The sequence below is a fragment of the Paraliobacillus ryukyuensis genome (assembly GCF_003315295.1).
Classification (GTDB): Bacteria; Bacillota; Bacilli; order Bacillales; family Amphibacillaceae; genus Paraliobacillus; species Paraliobacillus ryukyuensis.
This window is the reverse complement of the sequence record NZ_QNRI01000002.1, coordinates 12,517-33,322: the sequence shown is the minus strand read 5'-3', so window position 1 is coordinate 33,322 and position 20,806 is coordinate 12,517. Positions and strand designations below refer to the sequence as shown.

Sequence of the window (20,806 nt, the reverse complement as noted above, 5' to 3'; positions counted from 1 at the left end):
GATGATGGTAAATCCTATTCATTTTAATCAATAGTCAAACAGAAAAGCAGACCTAGCGGAAACACTGAAAAGATCTGTTTTTTTCGAATGATTACAATGTCGTTGTTTTCGTTTCAAACACTGTTTCAGCTGCAATAAATGGATAACCAAGGTCATCGGCAACAGCTTGATAAGTAATTTGTCCATTCGCAACATTTAAACCATGTTTTAAAGCGTCACTTTCAGCAATTGCTTGATGCGCGCCTTTGTTGGCAATTTGCAATGCGTAAGGAACCGTAACATTGGTTAGTGCCATCGTTGAGGTTCTTGGCACAGAACCAGGCATATTGGCGACAGCATAGTGCACTACCCCGTGTTTGTCATATGTCGGGTTGTCGTGTGTGGTTATTCGATCAATCGTCTCCACAATACCACCTTGATCAATCGCAACATCCACAATGACCGATCCTGGTTTCATCGCTCTCACCATTTCTTCTGTTACCAATTTAGGCGCCTTAGCCCCTGGAATTAGTACTGCTCCGATTAATAAGTCAGCCTCCGCAACTGCTTGGGCAATTGTTAACGGATTCGATATTAATGTTTTGATTTGTGTACCAAAAATATCATCCAATTGCCGCAATCGCTCTGCGCTCACATCTAAAATCGTTACATCTGCGCCTAATCCTACTGCCAATTTAGCAGCATTCGTTCCCACAACACCACCACCAATGATGGTTACTTTGCCGCGAGACACACCTGGAACACCTGCAAGTAAAATTCCCTTACCTCCATTACATCTTTGCAAAAATTGTGCCCCAATCTGGGAAGCCATCCGCCCTGCCACTTCACTCATCGGCGTAAGTAATGGGAGCGTATGGTTAACGCAGACTGTTTCATAAGCAATCGCTATGACACCGTTATCTTTTAATGCTTGTGCCAACAATGGTTCAGCTGCTAAATGTAAGTAAGTGAATAAAATTAATCCCTCACGAAAATACTGGTACTCAGCGGGAAGCGGCTCTTTCACTTTCATGACCATACTGGATCGCTTCCATAATTCCTCTGCTTTATTAACGACCTCTGCTCCGGCAGTTAGATAATCTTGATCGGAAAAACTACTACCAACACCGGCATCCGTTTCGACTAACACGTGATGACCGGCTTGAACGAGAGACATTACACCGCTTGGCGTAATCGCCACACGATTTTCATTATTTTTTATTTCTTTCGGGATTCCGATTAACATCTTGCATCTCTCCATATCTTTTAAAAGATTTTCTAATACATAGTGTATTCTTCTCACTATCCTTAGCGACCATATATATCCTTTTCCACTTTTCTTGAGCTAACCATAACAAACTATTGAAACATAATCTTCATTTGTGTTAGATAACCTACCAATACTTATCTTATGTTTGTCACAAAAAATACAACAACAAAACTAACAAAAATAACCACTAATAGTATAGCTTTTCATGCAACACACTACTTATCAAACACCTTTATACAGGTAAATAAACTTGAATTTTCATGAAAAAATGAAAATACACGTGTTAAATATTTTAAAAAAATGTCGAAAAACGTTGTATCTTTAAAAAGTATGTCGTATAATGTGATTAAGAAAGCGATTTCATTACTGCTGAAGCAACTTTGACTGCGCTTTCTTTGTAATCATTATATTTATACTATAAATTACTGGGGGTGCATCAAAGTGAGTTACGAAAAATTAGCAAGCAATATTATTGACTTAGTTGGTGGAAAGGAAAACGTCAATAGCGTTGTTCACTGTATTACTCGGCTTCGCTTCAAATTAAAAGATGAATCTAAAGCGAATACCGATGCATTAAATAATCTTGATGGTGTTGTAACTGTTATGAAAAGTGGTGGGCAATACCAAGTAGTTATCGGGAACCATGTCGCTGATGTATTTAAAGAAGTCGTTGCTATCGGAGGCTTTCATTCAGATAGCAATCAAGAGCAAGAAGACGGAAGTAGTGGCAGTCTGTTTGACCGCTTTATTGATATGATTTCAGGTATTTTCACACCGATTCTTGGTGTATTAGCAGCATCCGGTATGATTAAAGGTTTTAATGCTCTATTTGTGGCGGTGGGTTGGTTAGATAACACAGGTGGTACGTACCAAGTGTTAAATGCGATAGGCGATGCATTATTCTACTTCTTGCCGATTCTATTAGGTTACACTGCCATGAAAAAATTTGGTGGATCGCCGTTTCTCGGTATTGTTATTGCCATGGCGTTGGTTTATCCGAGTCTTGAAGGCATTCCTGGTTCCATGGATCCGTTATATACGCTATTTGCAGGAACTGTATTTGAATCACCAGTATATATTGAGTTTTTCGGTATTCCAGTTATCTTAATGACTTATTCCATGTCGGTTATTCCGATTATTATTTCGACATTCTTTGCAGCTAAAGTTGAAAAATTCTTTGCACGCATTATTCCATCTGTTGTGCGTATGTTCTTAGTTCCAATGTTCACGTTACTTATTATCGTTCCAATCACTTTCATTGTCATTGGTCCAATCGCAACTTGGGCAAGTCAGTTATTAGGGGTAGCTACGATTTGGGTATATAATTTAAGCCCAGTCATTGCTGGATTGTTCTTAGGTGGTTTCTGGTTAGTATTTGTTATGTTTGGTCTTCACTGGGGACTTGTACCGATTGCAATGAACAACTTTGCTACTCAAGGACAAGATCCAATCTTAGCACTAATTTTTGTTCACTCTTTTGCATTAGCAGGTGCGATCCTAGCTGTTTGGTTACGTACGAAAAACAAAAAAACCAAAACACTTAGTGCACCAGCATTTATTTCAGCTATGTTTGGTGTTACAGAGCCCGGTATGTACGGTATCGCACTACCACTTAAGCTTCCATTCATTTTCACGCTTGTCACTTCAGCGCTTGGAGGCGCAGCACTTGGATTCTTTGGTACGACAGGTTATGTAATGGGTGGGCTTGGACCATTCCAATTGCCAAGTTTTATCCCAGCGGAAGGAATTGACATGAGTGTAATTGGTGCTTTACTTGCCGCTGTTGGTGGCTTTATCCTAGCTTTCGGTTTAACATACTTCTTTGGTAGAATTAACCGAGCTGAAAGTACAGAAGAAACAACTGAAAATACTGAAACCGTATCTGATGTTGCTCCATCTACAATAAACGTAACAGAAGGTAAAGTTAGTAGCCCCTTAAAAGGCGAAATTGTTCCTTTAAAAGAGGTAACCGATCAAGTATTTGCTTCAGGTGCAATGGGAGACGGAATCGCGATTCGTCCAACTGACGGTAAAGTCGTATCTCCTGTAAATGGTATCGTAGAAACGCTTTTTCCAACCAAACACGCACTAGGTATCAAAACAGAAGATGGATTAGAAGTATTGGTGCACATTGGGTTAGATACAGTAAGTTTAGAAGGAAAACATTTTGAAGCACATGTAGCACAAGGGGACAAAGTTTCCATTGGTCAAGCGCTTATCACCGTTGATATTGACAAAGTTAAAGCAGCTGGCTTTGATACCGTCACACCAGTCATTATCACCAATGTAGCTGAAACAGCAACCATGAAGAAAACAGATAAGAAAGATGTTATGCCAGGTGATGATTTATTAGAACTTAACTAAGATAAGAGCGGCATGATTTCATTACGATGAAATTACGCCGCTTTTTTTATGTTGACTATATGGAACCTAATGTAAAATGGTCATTTACGTTACAAAATAGCACGACGATAAAACCTTGAATCTGATTTATAATACTTTTTGTCATAAAAACACTATTAGGATCAGCTTTGTAATGTGAAAAAGGATGACAATATCCAAATCCAAAACTTTTGTATAGTCTCCTAGCAGGCTCAAAAACATACATGACACCCGTTTGCAAACTTAGCTTTCCGTAACCTCGAGCATTGTAACGTAGAATACTTCACTCGTGATAAAGAGAATTAATACTCACGCATCGGCTCATAAATATGTTCACCTGATACAGTCCCGTCTAAAAGGGAACCTTTTGTTAATGGACAAAAATTTTCAATGGCTGTAATACGACCATCTGATAATTTAAACAAGGCAATATCTGCATCACCTACCGAGTTTAATCGTCCAATTTGAGGGACTACTTGATCAACAGTTGTTAGATAAATTGGCTGACTCCTATTATTCACCTGCCCCAACAGTTTCTCGACGATCCATCGAGTATAGTTTCTCTTTCACATCACGGTCACCAACAATTTCGTGCCACGGGTCGTTTCGTTTAGCCGCTGTTGCTTGATCTAGCGCCTCTACTAATTTTTTTCTTTGCTCTGGTTCACTCAAACGAGCTTTCACATTGTCAAATCCTAGTCGCTCTAACCATGGTGCTGTACGTTCTCCATAAATTCCAGTCTCTCGGTAGTACTGCAACATTGCACCACAATATTCGATTACTTCAGCTTCCGTTGCTACTGTTGTTAGCAATTGAGCCTCACGTACTTCGCCCCCACCATCTCCCCCGACATATATTTGGTAATAAATTCTAACTAGCGTGGTATTTTCAAAAGTCATGAATGGAGATCGTTTGTCTTGCATTATTCTACTAGATTATCTAGATAGGAAAACCAATTACTATAGCTTCCTGCCTACAATTTAACATTTTAGTAACCTGTTAGTTTTTCACGCAAACCTATAACAATAATAGGGATAGACGAAAAAGAGAAAAATTAACAGCGTTTTTTAAGGAAAATTAGTTTTTCCCTAGAATTTTCTTTAAGATCGTTTAAATTTATGAACATTCTCTTGAAAGTACTGAAATGATTCACCAAGCCAAAGATCAAAAAAAGCAAACAGATAAAAAAAGATGTTAAACCAGGTGATGCATTATTAGAACTTAACTACTCATAAAGGGAACAGGTTAGATAACCTGTTCCCTTTATGACTAATTTTCTTTATGTAAAGGTAGGATTGGCTCTACGTCACTATATCTTGAATACATCCAGCCTTCATTCGTTACATCTGTACAGTTATCATCTATGCAGAAAAAAAGATACGACTGTTCGTTGGTTTGCACATTAATCTGGTAATGATAAATAGAAGCTGGGTCCGCCACATTAAATCGGCTAACTTCCTGTTTAATTGCAGAGACCGTTTCTCTTGCAGCAATTTCTTTGTATTCCTTATTTTCTAATACCATTTTCGTCATTTCCCCTAGTATTTGCTGGTCCTCTTGATTAGGTGAATAGGTACTTTTTAGATAACTATTAAACCCTAAATATAGATTTAACGCAATGCTAGCAGCAAATAGGATGCTAAACATCATTACCTTCGATTTCTTTTTCATTGCTTGACCTCAACTTTAATAGGATTTTATGATGCTTTACTCAAAATGGCAAACCTGCAATTTATTTTTGTCTGGATCATAAAAGTCAAAAAACGTGACGTCACCAATATATTCCAATTCCGATACTTCTACTCCCTTTTCTTTTAATTTTTCATAAGTATCTTTAATGTCTTTGGTGAAAAAAATAGGATGGGTTGTGTTAGCAGGCGATGAGATGTTACCTTCTGCAATCGTCAACGGAGTTGGACTATTTCCAATTGTGAATACGTGATGCCCTTGACCTTTAAAGGCTAGGTTAAAGCCTAATGCTTGATACCAATCGCTTGCTTCTTCCACATTATGCACGGTTAAGCACACCGTATCTATCCGCTCAAACATATCAACACAGCTCCTTTATTACACTCATATTTGCTTAAATTATAGCATCTTCTTCCATATTGTGTATGAAAAATTTTAAAAATCATATTATTTGCATGATAAAATTCATATATACTACAATGCCATTAAAGTAAGCGTATACAAAAAACAAACACAAAAGTGATTGCGCTTTCTTTTTAACTATTATTTGCTGGGGGTGCTGTGTAATGAAATATGAAAATTTAGCAAAGCAAATTATTGATTTAGTTGGTGGAACCGACAACGTCAATAGTGTTTATCACTGTATCACGAGGCTTCGTTTTAAATTAAAAGATGAATCTAAAGCAGATACAGATGCACTCAAAAATTTAGACGGTGTCGTCACCGTTCAGAAAAGTGGTGGTCAATACCAAGTTGTTATTGGTAACCACGTAGCTGATGTCTACAAAGCAGTTGAGTCTGTCGGTGGATTTTCTGCAAATAGTGATCAAAATGCAGAACAAGATGATGAAGAAAAAGGCAATTTATTTGATCGTTTTATTGATTTAATTTCAGGTATTTTCACACCTATTCTTGGTGTATTAGCCGCTTCTGGTATGATTAAAGGTTTTAATGCTCTATTTGTTGCGTTAAATTGGTTGGAAGAATCAGATGGTACCTACCAAATATTAAATGCTACTGGGGATGGATTATTTTATTTCTTACCAATCCTATTAGGTTATACAGCCATGAAAAAATTTGGCGGTTCTCCATTCCTTGGGATCGTTATAGCGATGGCATTGGTATATCCTGATCTTGAGGGAATTCCTGAATCAGGTGAGCCATTATATACGCTATTCTCTGGAACGTTATTTGAATCACCAATTTATATTGAATTTTTCGGTATTCCGGTAATCTTAATGACTTATTCTATGTCTGTCATACCAATTATTATTTCAACATTCTTTGCAGCGAAACTGGAAAAATTCTTCACACGTGTTATTCCAGCCGTTGTTCGAATGTTCTTAGTTCCTATGTTCACACTATTAATTATCGTTCCTATTACATTCTTAGTAATTGGTCCGATCGCGACTTGGGCAAGTCAGCTAATCGGGGAAGCCACGATATCTGTCTACAACTTGAGTCCAATCCTCGCCGGGTTATTCCTAGGTGGGTTCTGGTTAGTGTTTGTTATGTTCGGTCTTCATTGGGGACTTGTACCAATCGCAATCAACAACATTGCTTCTCAAGGACAAGATCCGATTCTAGCATTGATTTTCGCACACTCATTTGCTTTAGCCGGAGCTATCCTTGCTGTTTGGATACGTTCTAAAAATCAAAAAACAAAAACACTTAGTGCACCGGCATTTATTTCAGCAATATTCGGTGTCACAGAGCCAGGTATGTATGGTATCGCATTGCCGCTTAAGCGTCCATTTATTATCACGATTATCAGTTCAGCTATCGGTGGTGCATTCTTAGGACTATTTGGTACAATCGGTTATGTAATGGGTGGTCTTGGTGTATTCCAATTACCTAGTTTCATTCCACCTGAAGGCATCAACATGTCTGTTATTGGTGCTATTATAGTTGCTATTGGTGCTTTTATCTTAGCCTTTGTCCTAACCTATTTCTTTGGTGCAATTAACAAAATCGAAAACACAGAAGAAACAAGTGAAACAGATAATACAGAAGCAGAAGATGTAGCACCATCAACAACGAACGTTACAGAAGGAAAAGTAATTAGCCCAATAAAAGGGGAAATTGTCCCACTAGCAGATGTTGGTGATCCAGTATTTGCACAAGGCGCAATGGGTGATGGAATTGCTATTCGCCCAGCGGAAGGTGAGGTATTATCACCAGTTGATGGAACTGTTGAAACATTGTTCCCATCCAAACATGCCATTGGTTTAAAAACAAATGATGGATTAGAAGTACTCGTTCATATCGGGTTAGACACCGTAAACTTAGAAGGAAAACATTTTGAAACACATATTACACAAGGCGACAAAGTTTCTATTGGTCAGCCATTGATATCGGTTGATATTGATCAAGTAAAAGAAGCTGGTTACGACATAGTTACACCAGTGATCATTACTAATGCGTCTGATTCTGCTACGATGAAGAAAACAGATAGCAAAGAAGTCGTACAAGGTGATGTATTGTTAGAACTTAGCTAAGCAATAAAATGGATTGATTTCTTGTTGAAATCAATCCATTTTATTTAAATTTCTTTTTTACTTTCTTTTATCAATCTTGTTACGTCATCAAGAGGGACTACTTTTGCAAAACGGTTATGCCATATGCTGAAGTTGTAAAACGCATAAAGGTTTTTACCTGATAGAAATGCATTATCCGCACTTGAATTTGTTTGTTCTGGAATGATTACCTCATATTCACTATCAAATGCACTTTTCACAGTGGCATCCATACAATATTCTGTTTGCATTCCTGTCACTATTAATGTATCGATATGTTTCTTATCCAGACAGCTCTTTAGATCCGTTTTAAAAAAAGCACTATTGTATTTTTTATCAACAATCTTTTCATCAACATTAGGGGTGATTTCATGATAAATTTTCCATTGATCCGTTCCATGAGCTAGCGTTTCTCCCTCACCATCATCGTGCCTTACATATATTACTTCGATACTAGATTTCCTTGCTGTCGCAATAAGCATTTTGATGTTTTGAATGACCATTTCTTTGTTATATAGCTCGTCGTTGACTAAGCCTGTTTGTACATCGACGACTAACAGTGCATACTTGCGCATAAGCAATATCCTTTCCATGTGTTTTAGTAGACACTCTCCCAATCAACGCACTTTTTTATTACAGCAATAAAATATTTACTGTCATTCCGTATCCCGAATAACTTTAAAACACAAACTTGATAGAAGAAATGAAACTACTATGAGGACGGGTACGACAAAGATGACAGCTATTAGGTCCGTTCGATAGTTCCAAGGAACAAAAACTTCCCACAGTCCACCTGTTACGCTCCACAACAACTTAAAGATAAAGCACGTAATACCCAAATATATGATTTTTTTAAAAAATTTTTTCGCCATTTTACTATCCTCCATGAAGCAATTTTCAAAAATTATGAATGGAGATTGTGCGTCTTGCGTTATTCCACTGAATTATCCGGATAAGAGATCCAATCACTGTAGCTTCCTGCATACAATTTAACATGTTGATAACCTGCTTGTTTTAGCGCGATATAGTTCGGTGTGGCTGTGATACCTGACCCACAGTAGACGATCACCGGTTGGTCTATGTTCATTGCTGCGAACCTTTCCCGTTGCATGTCACTATCTTTAAATGTACCGTCGGTTAAGCCTTCTTTCCAGAAATAATTGACTGCGCCTGGAATGTGGCCAGCTATTCGATCGATCGGTTCTACTTTTCCTGCATAGCGGTCATGGCTTCTTGAATCAATTAAAACCGCCGAGGCATTAGCCTGTTGCTCAACAGTTGCTTTGACTTCTTCATAAGAGGCTAGCATATCTGCTTGTAGGTTGACCGCAAATGTAGTAGACGGATAGGTTGGTATTTCTTTTGTTGTCGGTAGTCCTGCTTCGACCCACCCTGTAAAACCTTCATTAAGACATACACATCTTCATGTCCTAGATAAGTGAGCAACCACCAAAATCGTGAGGCGAATGCTCCTTCTCCAGCATCATAAGCCACGACTGTTTTAGTGTGATCAATACCAGCTTGTTCAAGCGCTTGCTTGAAGGTATCAATAGCTGGAAGGGGATGTCTCCCACCATGTTCGGTGACTGGGCCAGAGAGGTGTTTTTCTAAATCAAAGTGGACAGCGCCGGGAAGATGGCTGTTTTGATAATCTTCAATGCCTTTCGTTGGTTGCCCAAGAGCAAACCTACAATCGACAATTCGTACCTGCTCGTTCATTAATTGGTCGGCTAACCATGTGTTCTTGACGGCGAAGTTCATATAATCAAGCTCCTTTATATATAATTTATTATCTCCGACTTGGTTAGTTGTTTGAATAATGTAATTCTTTTCTAATCATCGCACATTATCATGGATTTGTAACTACTTCAGACACTTTTAAAACCTCGAACCAATGCATGAAATCCACATCTATCTTAGTATACCTCTCTCTTACGGGAAGCTGTACTTGTACATATACTAACAGGGAAGAAGAAAGGAGGGATAAATGTGAAAATACCATCGGAACCCATGACCGCTGAGCTTGCAAAACAGTTGCTGGAGAGTCAAACAGCCTATTTAACACCAGAAGGAAGAAAAATACTAGAAAAAATGGTGAAAAAATAAGTAGATAATCGGCATGCATATCTCTCCTTCTCCTCTTTAGGTTCTACCTTTCTACATTCCATTCCACTCCTCGACATTTGATTGACTCCTGGGGGAGGTAGAACCTATTAACATTACTTAATCAACCGAAAGCATACACTAACAATTAGAGCCCTAGCGATTAAGCTAGGGCTCTGTCTATTTTACTAATTCTACCAATGATACCCATCATGCTGTACGAATTTATCCGCTGCTTTTGGACCATTCGAAGCTACGGGATAGAGATGTAACGACACAGCATCTGTTGCAAGACTCCCTATAATCTTGCTTTTATATGTAAGATAACCCCATTATTTAAACTGATTCAAAATACAAGTGAATTCGGATCGGACATAATAAACGAGATGTTGCAACTTCTCCCATGTTGTTGCAACTTCCGACTATGTTGTTGCAACTTCTCCCATGCTATTGCAACTTGCTTACTAGCTAGTTAATAGCAATAGACAGAATACACTTTTCTTCCTTCTATCTTTCGAATTTGATATGATTACTTTTGTCTGTTTTATTGCTTGCGATAAAACAAGAAGAGAGAAAATATCTGTTGTCTATTAAAGCAGATACTAGCACAGGGAGATGAAGGAGCTTGAAAAATATTTTCACGAAGCCAGCAACGGCTATTTTTATTGCAATTATTTGTTCTATTCTTTGGGGGAGTGCATTTCCAGTACTTAAGGTCAGTTACGATGAACTACAGATGGCGCCAGATGATGTGGCAGCTAAAATGGTATTTGCGGGTCTGCGCTTTTTACTTGCAGGTGTGCTTGTCTTGATTTGGTTATTCTTTATGAATGCCAAAAGTATAAAAGTAACTAGAAAACAGTTTTTGGTCATTCTTATTCTTGGAATTATTCAAACCTCTTTACAATATTATTTCTTTTATAATGGGTTGGCTCGGGTATCCGGTATGCAGGGGTCCATCCTTGCATCGAGCGGGATTTTCCTAACCGTATTACTGGCGCATTTTTATTATAAAAATGATCGGTTAACCGGGAGTAAATGGTTCGGAATTATTGCTGGATTTGTTGGAATCGTTTTAGCAAACTGGGGACAGTCATTCGCTTTGTCCTTTCATTGGAACGGGGAAGGCTTTATGATTATGGCCGGTTTAACTAGTGCGGTGGCAACGATTCTCGCCAAAGAACTCGCTACAGGCATTCATCCGTTTGCCATTACTGGTTGGCAGTTGACGATTGGGGCGATTATTCTACTTGCGATCGGTTATCCACAGTTAGAGGAAGGTGCGATTCAGTTCACTCCTCTAGGGACGGGCTTACTATTATATGCTGCTGTTTTATCGGCTGTCGCTTTTGCTCTTTGGTATTCGCTGTTAAAATACCATCCAGCAGGAAAAATAACAGTCTATAAGTTTATTGTTCCTGTTGCCGGTACTCTATTGTCAGCATTATTTATTCCTGGCGAACATCTAAATTTGTTGCTAATTGCAGCATTTGTCTTGGTTGCTTTTGGTATTATTGTGGTGAATCGCCGCTAACTAAGACATAAAAACCTGAAATATACAACTATATTTCAGGTTTTTTTTGTTGGAGTAGCAGTTGAAAAGAAGGAAATCGAAGCATTCAAACCGAATGCTACCTATAGTACATACACAAAATACAACATTAGAGGGGATGAAAGCATTGCAAGAGATTATTATTCGTGATTACCAAATGGAAGAAGAATTAGATTGGTTGGACGTGCATGCCAGTGTAATGGTTGATTCTTATGCGTGGTGGACAGTCCTTCATCAAAAGCCGACCTATACAAACGATACGATCGATTTAGTTGCTGTAGACGATACCGAGCGAGTCGTTGGATTTATTACAATAGAGATGAATGCGGCAGTGGTAAAGGAACAAAGTGATGCTGGTTTTGCATGGGAGTTTGGTGTTCATCGAAACTACAGAAGAAATGGGATCGGTAAGCAATTGATTGCTGCAGTCCATCAGCGCATGCGCACTCAGTTTATGATTAATCGAAGCATTTGGTACTCACAAGATAAGCAGGCACAACAGTTTTATGAAAAAATGGGTATGGTTGAAATTGCACGGCACTGGCAATTTAGTGTGGTTCCAAATGAGCAGCACAAATCGTTATTCAAACAAAATAAATTTGATTGTTGGGAAATCCGAGGATCTTGTGCAGTCGAAGATTTTGAGGAAGTAAAGCAAACATTTGAATTAATAGAAGATGATGATGCATTAAATCCACAACTTTGTATTGGATATGAGTGGATTGATTAATCTATTTCTATAGAAGAGAGGTGAAGCGAGATGACAGCAAAACTAATCATCCTTCGCGGGAATGCAGCTAGTGGAAAAACTACCATTGCTAAAGCGTTACAAAACCATTTTGGAAGGGATACGCTTGTCGTATCTCAAGATGTTGTGCGCCGAGATATGTTGAAGGCACACGATAAAGTAGGCAATCTTTCGATAGATTTGATTTATCAAATTGCTGCATTCGGTAAAGATAACTGTGCCATTGTTATTGTGGAAGGAATTTTGAATGAAGGTCGTTATGGGGAAATGTTGCGAAATTTAATTGCGTTTTACGATGAGAAAGCTCATACCTATTATTTCGATTTACCTTTTGAAGAAACGGTAAAGCGGCATAACACACGTGCTAAGAAAAACGAATTTGGCGAAGATGCTTTACAGGCATGGTGGAACCCAAACGATCATCTTGATGTAGCCGGGGAAATGATTGTTACAGAAGCACAGTCACAGCAAGAGATTGTTAGCTTGATTATTGAGCATGTAAACCAATAAAAAACCACGATTTTAATTTTACTACTAATATGAATGAATATGCAGGCAGATAAGGTTACACTTTTTTAATCTGTTTACTATAAGTAGAGGGATTACGATGTTAAAAGTATCAACTATTCAAGCATCGTTATTTACTGGCGTGTTGTTGGAATCGTTTTGTTTATATTAGAGTATACCGCCCTAGATAGCTCTCTTATTAAAGGCCTATTGCTTCCATTACTGCTGGGATCGGTTATTCGATAGGTGAGAAGTTATTTTCGGATAAAATATAAGTCTATCATGATAGAAGTTTTATAGAGAGGGGAAGAACTGTGAATCTGATAAAATATTGGTATACAGCTCACACTTTTTAGTGTACTTATCTTAACTAATTTTTACTTAGATCCTTATCTTAATACATCATTCACATTGACAAACATATTCGCTATTGCAATTGGCACTGTCATCATTGTTGGATTGCATCAATTCTATAAATTAACCCGAATACTAGGGGCGATTCGGTTGTCTACTAAAATCACTATTTCAATAGTTTCATTTCTGAAGGCTGTTATTGTAGTAGGATTGTTAACTAGTCAACTTGTTATATGGTGATAGTAACCTAATTGGAGTGAAATAAAGCGGTAGATATCGATCAACGGAGAGGATTTACATTATATGAAATATTTAATCGATTGGGATCATTGGGATTTAACAGGGTACCAACAAGAGAAGGCCAAATTGTTACATCGTTTTAATCAAGAAACTGCTACTTTTTTGAAAAATAATTCGTTTCATGATGGCGAGGTCATCTCAATTAATCTATTGAACCAAGCAAATGGGGAAACAAAAGATCCGACGATAGTAAAAATGGAGATCAACCATCCTAATGGTGGTCGATATGAAATTCAATGGAAACATGTTCGGAAATTTTCGATAGATTATGATATTACAAGAAATGTTTATGCAAATCAACCAAATCGTATAGCTTTTGGTGGTAGAAGAGGGCTCGATGCTTGGGGATATGATGAGCTTTTACCATTAAGCAAGCGGAAGCTACAGCATGAGATTTTTTTATTTTCTGAAACAACCATCATCATCCATTTCACTACACTTATGATTAGAAAAATAAAAGCTTAGTGCCACGTTAAACCAACGCATTTACTCGTTTGTCACGCTCATACTCCATTACTTCTCATATTGAATATGATATATCGTATCATAGATTGGTCCATCTGTCCGGATACGGTTACTTTTTGATCCTGTCGTCATGTCATCATATGGTGTGTACGACACAGAGTGTTTCGACTTATGTTTGATCTCGCGGTAGGTAATAAAACCAATGATAGCGACGAAGATGCCTGCAAAAACATAGCCCATGGACAAAATCCCTCCTTCTATAGATTTTCCTACCATTCTAGCGTAAAGTGTTTTGATCTATTTTTCAAAAAAGAGCAAAAATAAGCGTTCCTTCCCCTTGGAAGAAACGCCCATCTCTCGTTTCACATTTTCAATTAATCTACTGGTAAAAACTCAGCTAACATCTTTGGATGTTTGTCGAGCTTAATCTGTTCTGGTTTAATGCCCTGTGCCCGTAGGAACTCGATATTCTGTAACAGAAATTCATCACTACCAACCACATAAAACAGGCCATCTTTATCGGCAGCGAGCTTTTGCACTTCTTGATAATACTCTTTTCGGTTATCGACGTACTGTGCTGTGAAGTTTTTATCTGGTGTGGTTTTAAATATATCTGTGAATAAATAATCGGTTGATGAATCGATGTTTAACGAATGGATGTGCTTGACATTAGCAGCACGGTCGAAATAGTCAAGGACAAGTGGTCTAAATGTTGCTAATCCAACCCCTGCTGATAGTAAGTAAACAGTTTTGTTTTCTCGTTTCAGTGGTACATTGGAATGCGTTTTAAACAAGGCAACATCACTGCCAATATCAAGATTTCTTAAAATAGATTTAAACTCCGAGCACTGGTCTTTTATACGGGTTGTAATGCCGATGGTGAGTTCGTGCGGTAGTGTAGAAATCGACATGTGGCGAACTAAGCTGCGGTTTGGTTTATCTCCGGCGTTAAACCCTTCCATTGCAAAATGGGTATGGGATCCCTCTTCCCAAGTAAAGCCTTCCGGGCAATCAAGTATGTATGTCTTTACTTCTGGTGTTTCATCAATTATCTTATTTATCTTCGTCCAATATATTTGCATGTTATTTTCTCCTTGCTTCATGATAAAAGTATTACTATTTATCTTACAACAGATGATAACAATTCTCAATTAATCCGACCATATTTTTCTGAAAATTTATATGTATTTATTTCTTAACGTGGCAAGCAATAAAACTACTACCTTTTTAAAAAGGATCTGGATCTTTATCACTATTCCAATCTTCTTTAATAGAACCAGTTTATTATTTCAATGTTTGATTAAAAAATGAACTTTTTGCTAACAGAAAACGTATATGTATTACAGATAACGAATGCAGCAAGATACATTAATTGACTTAACCTGGCTCGTATTAAGGAGGAGAATTTGATAATGAAGCAATGCTGGTTATTATTAGTCACGGTTATGATCGCTTTTTTTCTAATGGGATGCACGGGAGGATCTTATGCAATAACTATCGGGGAAATTGACACTTCACAGAACAGTTTAAGCGGAGAATATCAAAGCTTCACTGGTAATTATTATAGAAGTGTCGAACTTGATAATGACGCAATCCTTTCCTTATCATTTGATGTTGTAACCAATAAGGGAGAACTATCCGCAAAAGTGATCCAAGCAAATGGGGAAACAATCAAAACAATAAATCCTAATGAACAAGTGGAAATAGATGAACCAGGAAAATATAAACTAATGATCGAAGGAAAAGAACATCAAGGTAGCTTTCTATTGGAATGGGAAATACAAAAGGAGAAGCTAAATGAATAAAAAAAGGATTCTAATTACATTAAGTCTATTCATTCTAATTGTCGTCGCTATTCCTATAGGTTTTATCTATGTTTTAAATAACGGAAACCCCTATGTAAAATACATTGCAGACAAGTATGTACCAAAATATCTTGAAGAGAAAGGATATACAAAAGATAAGATTGAAGAATCACACTATGTAGAGCCAAAACACATAATAAACAAAGATTTTTATCATGGGCATTATATGGTTGTTTTTAAAGACGAAACGGATACTACCTATTATTATGGAATAACGAAGGATGGAAAAGAGGTAAGGCAGTTTTGTGAGAAAGATGTTGTCTCATCAGATGGTGTAACCCATATTGTTGAGGATGAAACGAACTATAGTGAAGCAACGTGTGTTCATTCGCTTGATAATAGAGACTAACAGCTTCGTTTTTTACGTATTCAGAACGAAAACAGCTTTCCAAGTTTAGAAGTTAACTTTTCGTATAATAACGGTATATGCAATATATACATAAAAGAGCTGCCTAAGCAGCTCTTCTATTCTACATTAACGCTATGACATACGATTGGCTATGCATTGCTTTAAAATTCCAAATTCCCTGTTTTTGAGACATGGTGTACATGTACCATGCCTGCGCTCCTGTTTTTCTTCCATCTTACATTTACATTGTTGCTTTCAACGGATCACTCGCTTGGACGGGGTAATCTAACTGAAACAATCTGCGGTAGCGGTCTTCCTCTGCTAATAGTTGCTGATGGCTTCCTTCCATGGTGATCTTGCCCTCGTCCATAAACAAAATTCGATCCATCTTGGCCATACCAGCTAAATGGTGGGTCACCCAAATCATTGTTTTATCACTTAACGTATCAAAAATGGTTTCGAGTAAGTGATTTTCGGTAATCGGATCGAGTCCAATCGTTGGTTCATCCATCACGACGATTGGGGTCTTTTTCAATAAAATACGGGCTAGTGCAATCCGCTGGCGTTCCCCACCAGAAAAACGTTGACCTGTTTCATGAATGTTGGTTTGATAGCCTTTTGGCAAAGATATGAACATATCATGCAAACCGACCTGCTTGGCTGCTTGATAGACTTCCGCTTCTGTTGCATCGGTGTTGCCCATGTGAATGTTGTTAAACACCGTTGTGTGAAACAAGTAAGCTTTCTGATTTAACATCGACACTACCTGTGGAATAGCATCGGAGTGTGCATTGGTATGGTGATCATTGATCAACACCGCACCATCGCTGGGTTTCATTGCACCTTGCAATAATTTTAATACCGTTGATTTTCCTGCTCCACTTGGACCTAAGATGGCGATTTTTTCCCCAGGTCCGATGTGCAAATGAAAATCATCAATTAGCTGGGTTTCGGCGTGATACTGAAAAGCAACATGATTAAAATCTATTGCTACATTGGTACCGAAATCGACCTCCGCTACCGGTTGATCATTTGATTCGGGTTCGGTGTCTGCTTCTAAGCGGCGCAATCGGTTAATTGAATCCTGGTAGCGCGTGCTTTCACTGACTGCATCGGATAATGAAAAAAATGTCTCTACCACTGACAATAACATTAAAGCAAAAGCCGCAATAAACGTCGCTGGGATTTCACCGGTTACTGCCATCCCGTTTGTCCAATACACCGCAAAGGCAACTACTAGTCCTAAGATAACCTGATTGCCGATGCCTCGCCAGTTAATAAAAGATTTTTTCTTCGCTTCGATCTGTTGGAGTTCTTGCTGCTTTGTGTCATACTGAGCAATCATTTCCAAATGTCTACCACTAAACAATACTTCACTCATCCCAAATAGGTTATCAGTTAATTGTTGATAAAGCGTATGCTTGCCTTGTTTGACGCGTTCGTTTTTCTTTTTCATATAGAGATAGGAGATGGCTGGTCCGACAAAGACTAGTAAACCGATCAACACCAATAATACCAGTGCAAAAGTAAGGGAAAAAGCACCTGTTCCAATTACGATTGTCGCATAAATCATCAGTGAAACAATCGACGGGAATAGCGTTTTTAAATAAAAATCTTGTAAGTATTCGATGTCATCCGACAAAGTGCCTAGCAAGTCCCCTGTGGAAAAGCGCGATTTTAAAAATAGTGCTTGTGGCTCTAATAAATTGTACAGACGCACACGCATGTTAGACAGTACGTTTAAAATAAAATGGTGACCGGCTAGACTCTCGACATAAGCTAAGGCTGCGCGTCCAATACCGAAAGCACGCACACCAACAATCGGCACGTACACCATTAAAATCGTTTCTGGTTTGGTGGATGCTTTGGTAATTAAATAACCCGAAGTAAACATTAAGCCACCACTAAAAAGAACGGTCAAGGCGCCGAGCAAGATGACCAATAGAAATCGCATGCGAAATTGTTTGATATATGGCATAATCCATCTATTTTTATCCATGTTGGCCCTCCAAAAATGCTTCTGTTAACTGGTAATAGAAGCCTTGTTTTCGCATTAATTGATGATGCGATCCAGTCTCGACGATTTTTCCACCGTCTAGTACCACCATTTCATCCATTTGCTCCATCCAATGGAGACGATGCGTTGCAAAGCATACCAGTTTATCTTGAAATAATTCCAGCATCGGCTGTTTTAAAGCATATTCTGTCTCAATATCTAAATGAGCAGTTGGCTCATCCAGTAAGATGATCGGACGGTTGCCTAGAAAAGCGCGTGCCAGTGCAATCCGTTGTTCTTGGCCGCCACTCAAGGAACGACCGCCTTCCCCAACAACCGTTGCTAGTCCTGCTGGCAAGGAAGCAATTACATCAGTTAGTCCTGCTGCTATAGCGGCAGCTTGCACCTGTTCTTCCGTTGCATCCGGCTCGTAAAAACGAATATTGTCTGCCAAGCTCGCGGCAAAAATATACGGATGTTGTGGGATATAGGTAATTTGGTCTTGCCAACCTGCTTCCGCTAGATGATCAAATCGTTTACCATTGATCATAAAACAGCCAGCAGTTGGGGAGCGAAAGCCACTAAGCAAGTCAATTAAGGTCGATTTCCCTGCCCCACTTGCACCGATAATTCCAATTTTTTTCATGCCTTTGACGGTGAAATCAAGCGCTGCTAACCCGTTGGTGTTTTCTTCTTCAAACTGCAGTCCAACTTTTTCTAATACAAGTGTACTCGCTTGATTCCAACGTCCAATGGTTGTTTGCTGTTGAGTAACGGTATCGATTTGCAAAATGTCGTGAAATTCTTGCGCCGCTTCTTTCCCATCCAATGTTGCATGATAATCGGAACCCACTTCACGGATCGGCAGAAAATATTCTGGTGCTAAAATAAGAATCAATAATGCTGGGAAAAGCTGTCCATGTCCTTCAATCAAACCTAATCCAAGAAAAACAGCGACCGTCGCAATGGATAACATTGTAATAAAATTCAAAGCAAATGATGACAAAAATGCAATGCGCAATGTCGCCATGACGTTTTTACGGTACCGTTCACTGACCAAACGGATTTTTTCCCTGTGTGCACGACTGACCCCTAAGTATTTTAATGTTTCAATCCCACGCAAAGAATCAACAAAATGATTCGAGAGCATTTGATAGGACTTGTATTGTTTGTTTGACTTTTCTCTGGCAGCAAACCCAAGCAAAATCATAAACGCAATTAAAATCGGGAAGGCCACCAACAAGATAATAGCGGAACGGCTATCATGAAAAAAGATAAACAACCAAACCGCTGCCGGAATGATCATCGTATTCACCATTTTCGGTAAAAATAGCTCTAAATAACGCTGAAACTTTTCCGTTCCTTCCATCATGTTGGTAATCGTCTGCCCTGACCCTTTTTCGGTAACAAAACGTGGACCGAGTTGAAACAACTTGTGCAAGACAGCTGTGCGAATGGATGTACTTGTCTCATTAGCAAATCGATACACGATTTTTTGCTTCACAAAGGTACATCCTTGCCGTATGACTAAGGCTAGAAAAAAATAAACCAGCTTATGCCAAGTAGCTTGAAACAAATCTCCTCCAAATAGGGAGGAGATCGCATCAGCCAAGAAATACGCTTGCAGAATAACCATGACTGCTTGCACAGCGGTTAGCGCAACTAAACTTGCGAGCACCGGCTTGATTCCTTTATAGGTGAACAGTAGCTTATCCATTAGTACGTTAGATGCTCCTTGTCACTGACACGTTTACGGAAAATATAATAACTCCAAATGGTATAGCCTAGGACGAATGGCAAGATACCTAATGCCATAAAGGTCATCACTTTCAAGGAATACGAACCACTTGATGCATTGTAGACCGTTAAGTCGAATGCTTTATCAATTGAACTAATCATCACACGTGGGAATAACCCAACAAAAATACTTAACACGGTAAAGCTAAGCCCTAGACCAGACATGGTAAACGCAAGACCTTCGCGTTGTCTCGATATAAAAACATTCGATAGCACATAAGCCACTACGATTAAGGCCACGAGAATTAATTCTGGCACAAGGCGTACTTGGAATACATCGGTCATAAACCACGTTAAACCAACAAACACAACAAGTGCGCCGAGTACCGCATAAACAACTTTTTTCGCTAATGTTGCTGCTCGTGACCGAATATCACCATCCGTTTTTAACGTTAAGAAATGCAAGCCATGCAAGAAGCAAAGTAAAGTCACGGTAATGCCGCCCCAAATCGAATATACATTAATGAAATCCGAGAAACCGCCCGACATGTTCATTTCTTGATCAATTGGCATGCCTTTTAACATGCTGGTAAACAAAACACCAAGTAAGAACGGTGGTAACAGACTACCGAAAAAAACTGCCCAGTCCCAACTGCTGGTCCAACGGGAATGAGGCACCTTGCTACGGAATTCAAACGAAACCCCACGCGCAATTAACGCGAGTAATACAACCAATAGCGGGAGATAATAACCACTAAACATAGTCGCGTACCAGTGTGGAAAAGCAGCGAAAATCGCCCCGCCACCCGTTAAGAGCCAAACTTCATTTGCATCCCAAAATGGCCCAATGGTATTTACCATAATGGAACGTTCTTTTTCATCACGAGCCAGGAACTTGGTGGCCATTCCAACACCAAAGTCGAATCCTTCCAAGAAGAAAAAACCAATAAATAGAACAGCAATTAAGACAAACCATAATTCACTTAATCCCAT

General features: G+C 38.7%; 21 protein-coding genes and 1 pseudogene. 8 read left to right on the top strand and 14 right to left on the bottom strand.

What is annotated here, in order from left to right:
* Window positions 1-91: 91 nt before the first annotated feature.
* Window positions 92-1,225 carry an alanine dehydrogenase gene (ald, locus tag DES48_RS03515; RefSeq protein ID WP_113866900.1) on the bottom strand — a complete coding sequence of 378 codons (1,134 nt, stop codon included), beginning with the start codon at window positions 1,223-1,225 and terminating at the stop codon, window positions 92-94.
* Window positions 1,226-1,690: 465 nt separating this feature from the next.
* Between ald and DES48_RS03510 the strand changes: the two genes are divergently transcribed.
* Window positions 1,691-3,613, top strand: coding sequence for a beta-glucoside-specific PTS transporter subunit IIABC (locus DES48_RS03510; protein WP_113866899.1), 1,923 nt, complete (start codon window positions 1,691-1,693; stop codon window positions 3,611-3,613).
* A gap of 130 nt (window positions 3,614-3,743) precedes the next feature.
* On the opposite strand, the pseudogene DES48_RS16140 reads toward DES48_RS03510, so the two are convergent.
* The 5 genes and pseudogenes from DES48_RS16140 to DES48_RS03485 all read right to left on the bottom strand — a co-directional run.
* Window positions 3,744-3,893: pseudogene (locus tag DES48_RS16140) on the bottom strand (GNAT family N-acetyltransferase); the annotation flags it as partial.
* A gap of 40 nt (window positions 3,894-3,933) precedes the next feature.
* On the bottom strand, window positions 3,934-4,152 hold the full coding sequence (locus tag DES48_RS03500; RefSeq protein ID WP_113866897.1) for a Rieske 2Fe-2S domain-containing protein: 219 nt from the start codon (window positions 4,150-4,152) through the stop codon (window positions 3,934-3,936).
* The gene (locus DES48_RS16340) at window positions 4,145-4,555 is read right to left on the bottom strand and encodes a hypothetical protein (RefSeq protein ID WP_113866895.1); all 411 of its coding nucleotides are present in this window, start codon (window positions 4,553-4,555) and stop codon (window positions 4,145-4,147) included. Before DES48_RS16340 ends, DES48_RS03500 begins: the two co-directional genes overlap by 8 nt.
* A gap of 346 nt (window positions 4,556-4,901) precedes the next feature.
* The gene (locus tag DES48_RS03490; RefSeq protein WP_113866893.1) at window positions 4,902-5,303 is read right to left on the bottom strand and encodes a hypothetical protein; all 402 of its coding nucleotides are present in this window, start codon (window positions 5,301-5,303) and stop codon (window positions 4,902-4,904) included.
* 36 nt (window positions 5,304-5,339) lie between these two features.
* Window positions 5,340-5,681 carry a VOC family protein gene (locus DES48_RS03485; RefSeq protein WP_113866891.1) on the bottom strand — a complete coding sequence of 114 codons (342 nt, stop codon included), beginning with the start codon at window positions 5,679-5,681 and terminating at the stop codon, window positions 5,340-5,342.
* Between the two features lie 206 nt (window positions 5,682-5,887).
* Here DES48_RS03485 and DES48_RS03480 point away from each other — a divergent pair, with 206 nt between their 5' ends.
* Complete coding sequence (locus DES48_RS03480) at window positions 5,888-7,819, top strand: beta-glucoside-specific PTS transporter subunit IIABC (RefSeq protein WP_113866889.1); 1,932 nt, start codon at window positions 5,888-5,890, stop codon at window positions 7,817-7,819.
* 44 nt (window positions 7,820-7,863) lie between these two features.
* Here DES48_RS03480 and DES48_RS03475 read toward each other — a convergent pair whose 3' ends face one another.
* From DES48_RS03475 to DES48_RS16485, 3 genes are all read right to left on the bottom strand, one after another.
* The gene (locus DES48_RS03475) at window positions 7,864-8,412 is read right to left on the bottom strand and encodes a cysteine hydrolase family protein (RefSeq protein WP_113866887.1); all 549 of its coding nucleotides are present in this window, start codon (window positions 8,410-8,412) and stop codon (window positions 7,864-7,866) included.
* 356 nt (window positions 8,413-8,768) lie between these two features.
* The gene (locus tag DES48_RS16490) at window positions 8,769-9,146 is read right to left on the bottom strand and encodes a sulfurtransferase (RefSeq protein WP_342769926.1); all 378 of its coding nucleotides are present in this window, start codon (window positions 9,144-9,146) and stop codon (window positions 8,769-8,771) included.
* Window positions 9,140-9,598: a sulfurtransferase gene (locus DES48_RS16485; RefSeq protein ID WP_342769925.1), complete on the bottom strand. Its 459-nt coding sequence runs from the start codon at window positions 9,596-9,598 to the stop codon at window positions 9,140-9,142. Before DES48_RS16485 ends, DES48_RS16490 begins: the two co-directional genes overlap by 7 nt.
* A gap of 967 nt (window positions 9,599-10,565) precedes the next feature.
* On the opposite strand from DES48_RS16485, the gene DES48_RS03460 reads away from it, so the two are divergent.
* From DES48_RS03460 to DES48_RS03445, 4 genes are all read left to right on the top strand, one after another.
* Entirely contained in the window at window positions 10,566-11,474 is a 909-nt protein-coding gene (locus DES48_RS03460) for a DMT family transporter (protein ID WP_113866883.1), read from the top strand.
* Window positions 11,475-11,535: 61 nt separating this feature from the next.
* The gene (locus tag DES48_RS03455) at window positions 11,536-12,222 is read left to right on the top strand and encodes a GNAT family N-acetyltransferase (RefSeq protein ID WP_147232379.1); all 687 of its coding nucleotides are present in this window, start codon (window positions 11,536-11,538) and stop codon (window positions 12,220-12,222) included.
* 30 nt (window positions 12,223-12,252) lie between these two features.
* Window positions 12,253-12,750, top strand: coding sequence for a kinase (locus DES48_RS03450; protein ID WP_113866879.1), 498 nt, complete (start codon window positions 12,253-12,255; stop codon window positions 12,748-12,750).
* Between the two features lie 654 nt (window positions 12,751-13,404).
* Window positions 13,405-13,866, top strand: coding sequence for a hypothetical protein (locus tag DES48_RS03445; protein WP_113866877.1), 462 nt, complete (start codon window positions 13,405-13,407; stop codon window positions 13,864-13,866).
* A gap of 48 nt (window positions 13,867-13,914) precedes the next feature.
* Here the strand turns inward: DES48_RS03445 and DES48_RS03440 are convergent, their stop codons facing one another.
* Complete coding sequence (locus DES48_RS03440) at window positions 13,915-14,106, bottom strand: DUF3951 domain-containing protein (RefSeq protein ID WP_170126158.1); 192 nt, start codon at window positions 14,104-14,106, stop codon at window positions 13,915-13,917.
* Between the two features lie 134 nt (window positions 14,107-14,240).
* Complete coding sequence (locus DES48_RS03435; protein WP_113866873.1) at window positions 14,241-14,948, bottom strand: dihydropteridine reductase; 708 nt, start codon at window positions 14,946-14,948, stop codon at window positions 14,241-14,243.
* Window positions 14,949-15,278: 330 nt separating this feature from the next.
* Between DES48_RS03435 and DES48_RS03430 the strand changes: the two genes are divergently transcribed.
* Together DES48_RS03430 and DES48_RS03425 are read left to right on the top strand one after the other, a co-directional pair.
* Entirely contained in the window at window positions 15,279-15,671 is a 393-nt protein-coding gene (locus DES48_RS03430; protein WP_113866871.1) for a hypothetical protein, read from the top strand.
* Complete coding sequence (locus tag DES48_RS03425) at window positions 15,664-16,080, top strand: DUF3139 domain-containing protein (RefSeq protein ID WP_113866869.1); 417 nt, start codon at window positions 15,664-15,666, stop codon at window positions 16,078-16,080. The genes DES48_RS03430 and DES48_RS03425 overlap by 8 nt, the downstream gene beginning before the upstream one ends.
* A gap of 241 nt (window positions 16,081-16,321) precedes the next feature.
* Here the strand turns inward: DES48_RS03425 and cydC are convergent, their stop codons facing one another.
* From cydC to cydB, 3 genes are read right to left on the bottom strand one after another with little or no spacing between them, the layout of a single operon-like run.
* Window positions 16,322-18,079 carry a thiol reductant ABC exporter subunit CydC gene (cydC, locus tag DES48_RS03420; protein ID WP_113866867.1) on the bottom strand — a complete coding sequence of 586 codons (1,758 nt, stop codon included), beginning with the start codon at window positions 18,077-18,079 and terminating at the stop codon, window positions 16,322-16,324.
* Window positions 18,072-19,793, bottom strand: coding sequence for a thiol reductant ABC exporter subunit CydD (gene cydD, locus DES48_RS03415; protein ID WP_113866865.1), 1,722 nt, complete (start codon window positions 19,791-19,793; stop codon window positions 18,072-18,074). The genes cydC and cydD overlap by 8 nt, the downstream gene beginning before the upstream one ends.
* The gene (gene cydB, locus DES48_RS03410; RefSeq protein ID WP_113866863.1) at window positions 19,793-20,806 is read right to left on the bottom strand and encodes a cytochrome d ubiquinol oxidase subunit II; all 1,014 of its coding nucleotides are present in this window, start codon (window positions 20,804-20,806) and stop codon (window positions 19,793-19,795) included. Before cydB ends, cydD begins: the two co-directional genes overlap by 1 nt.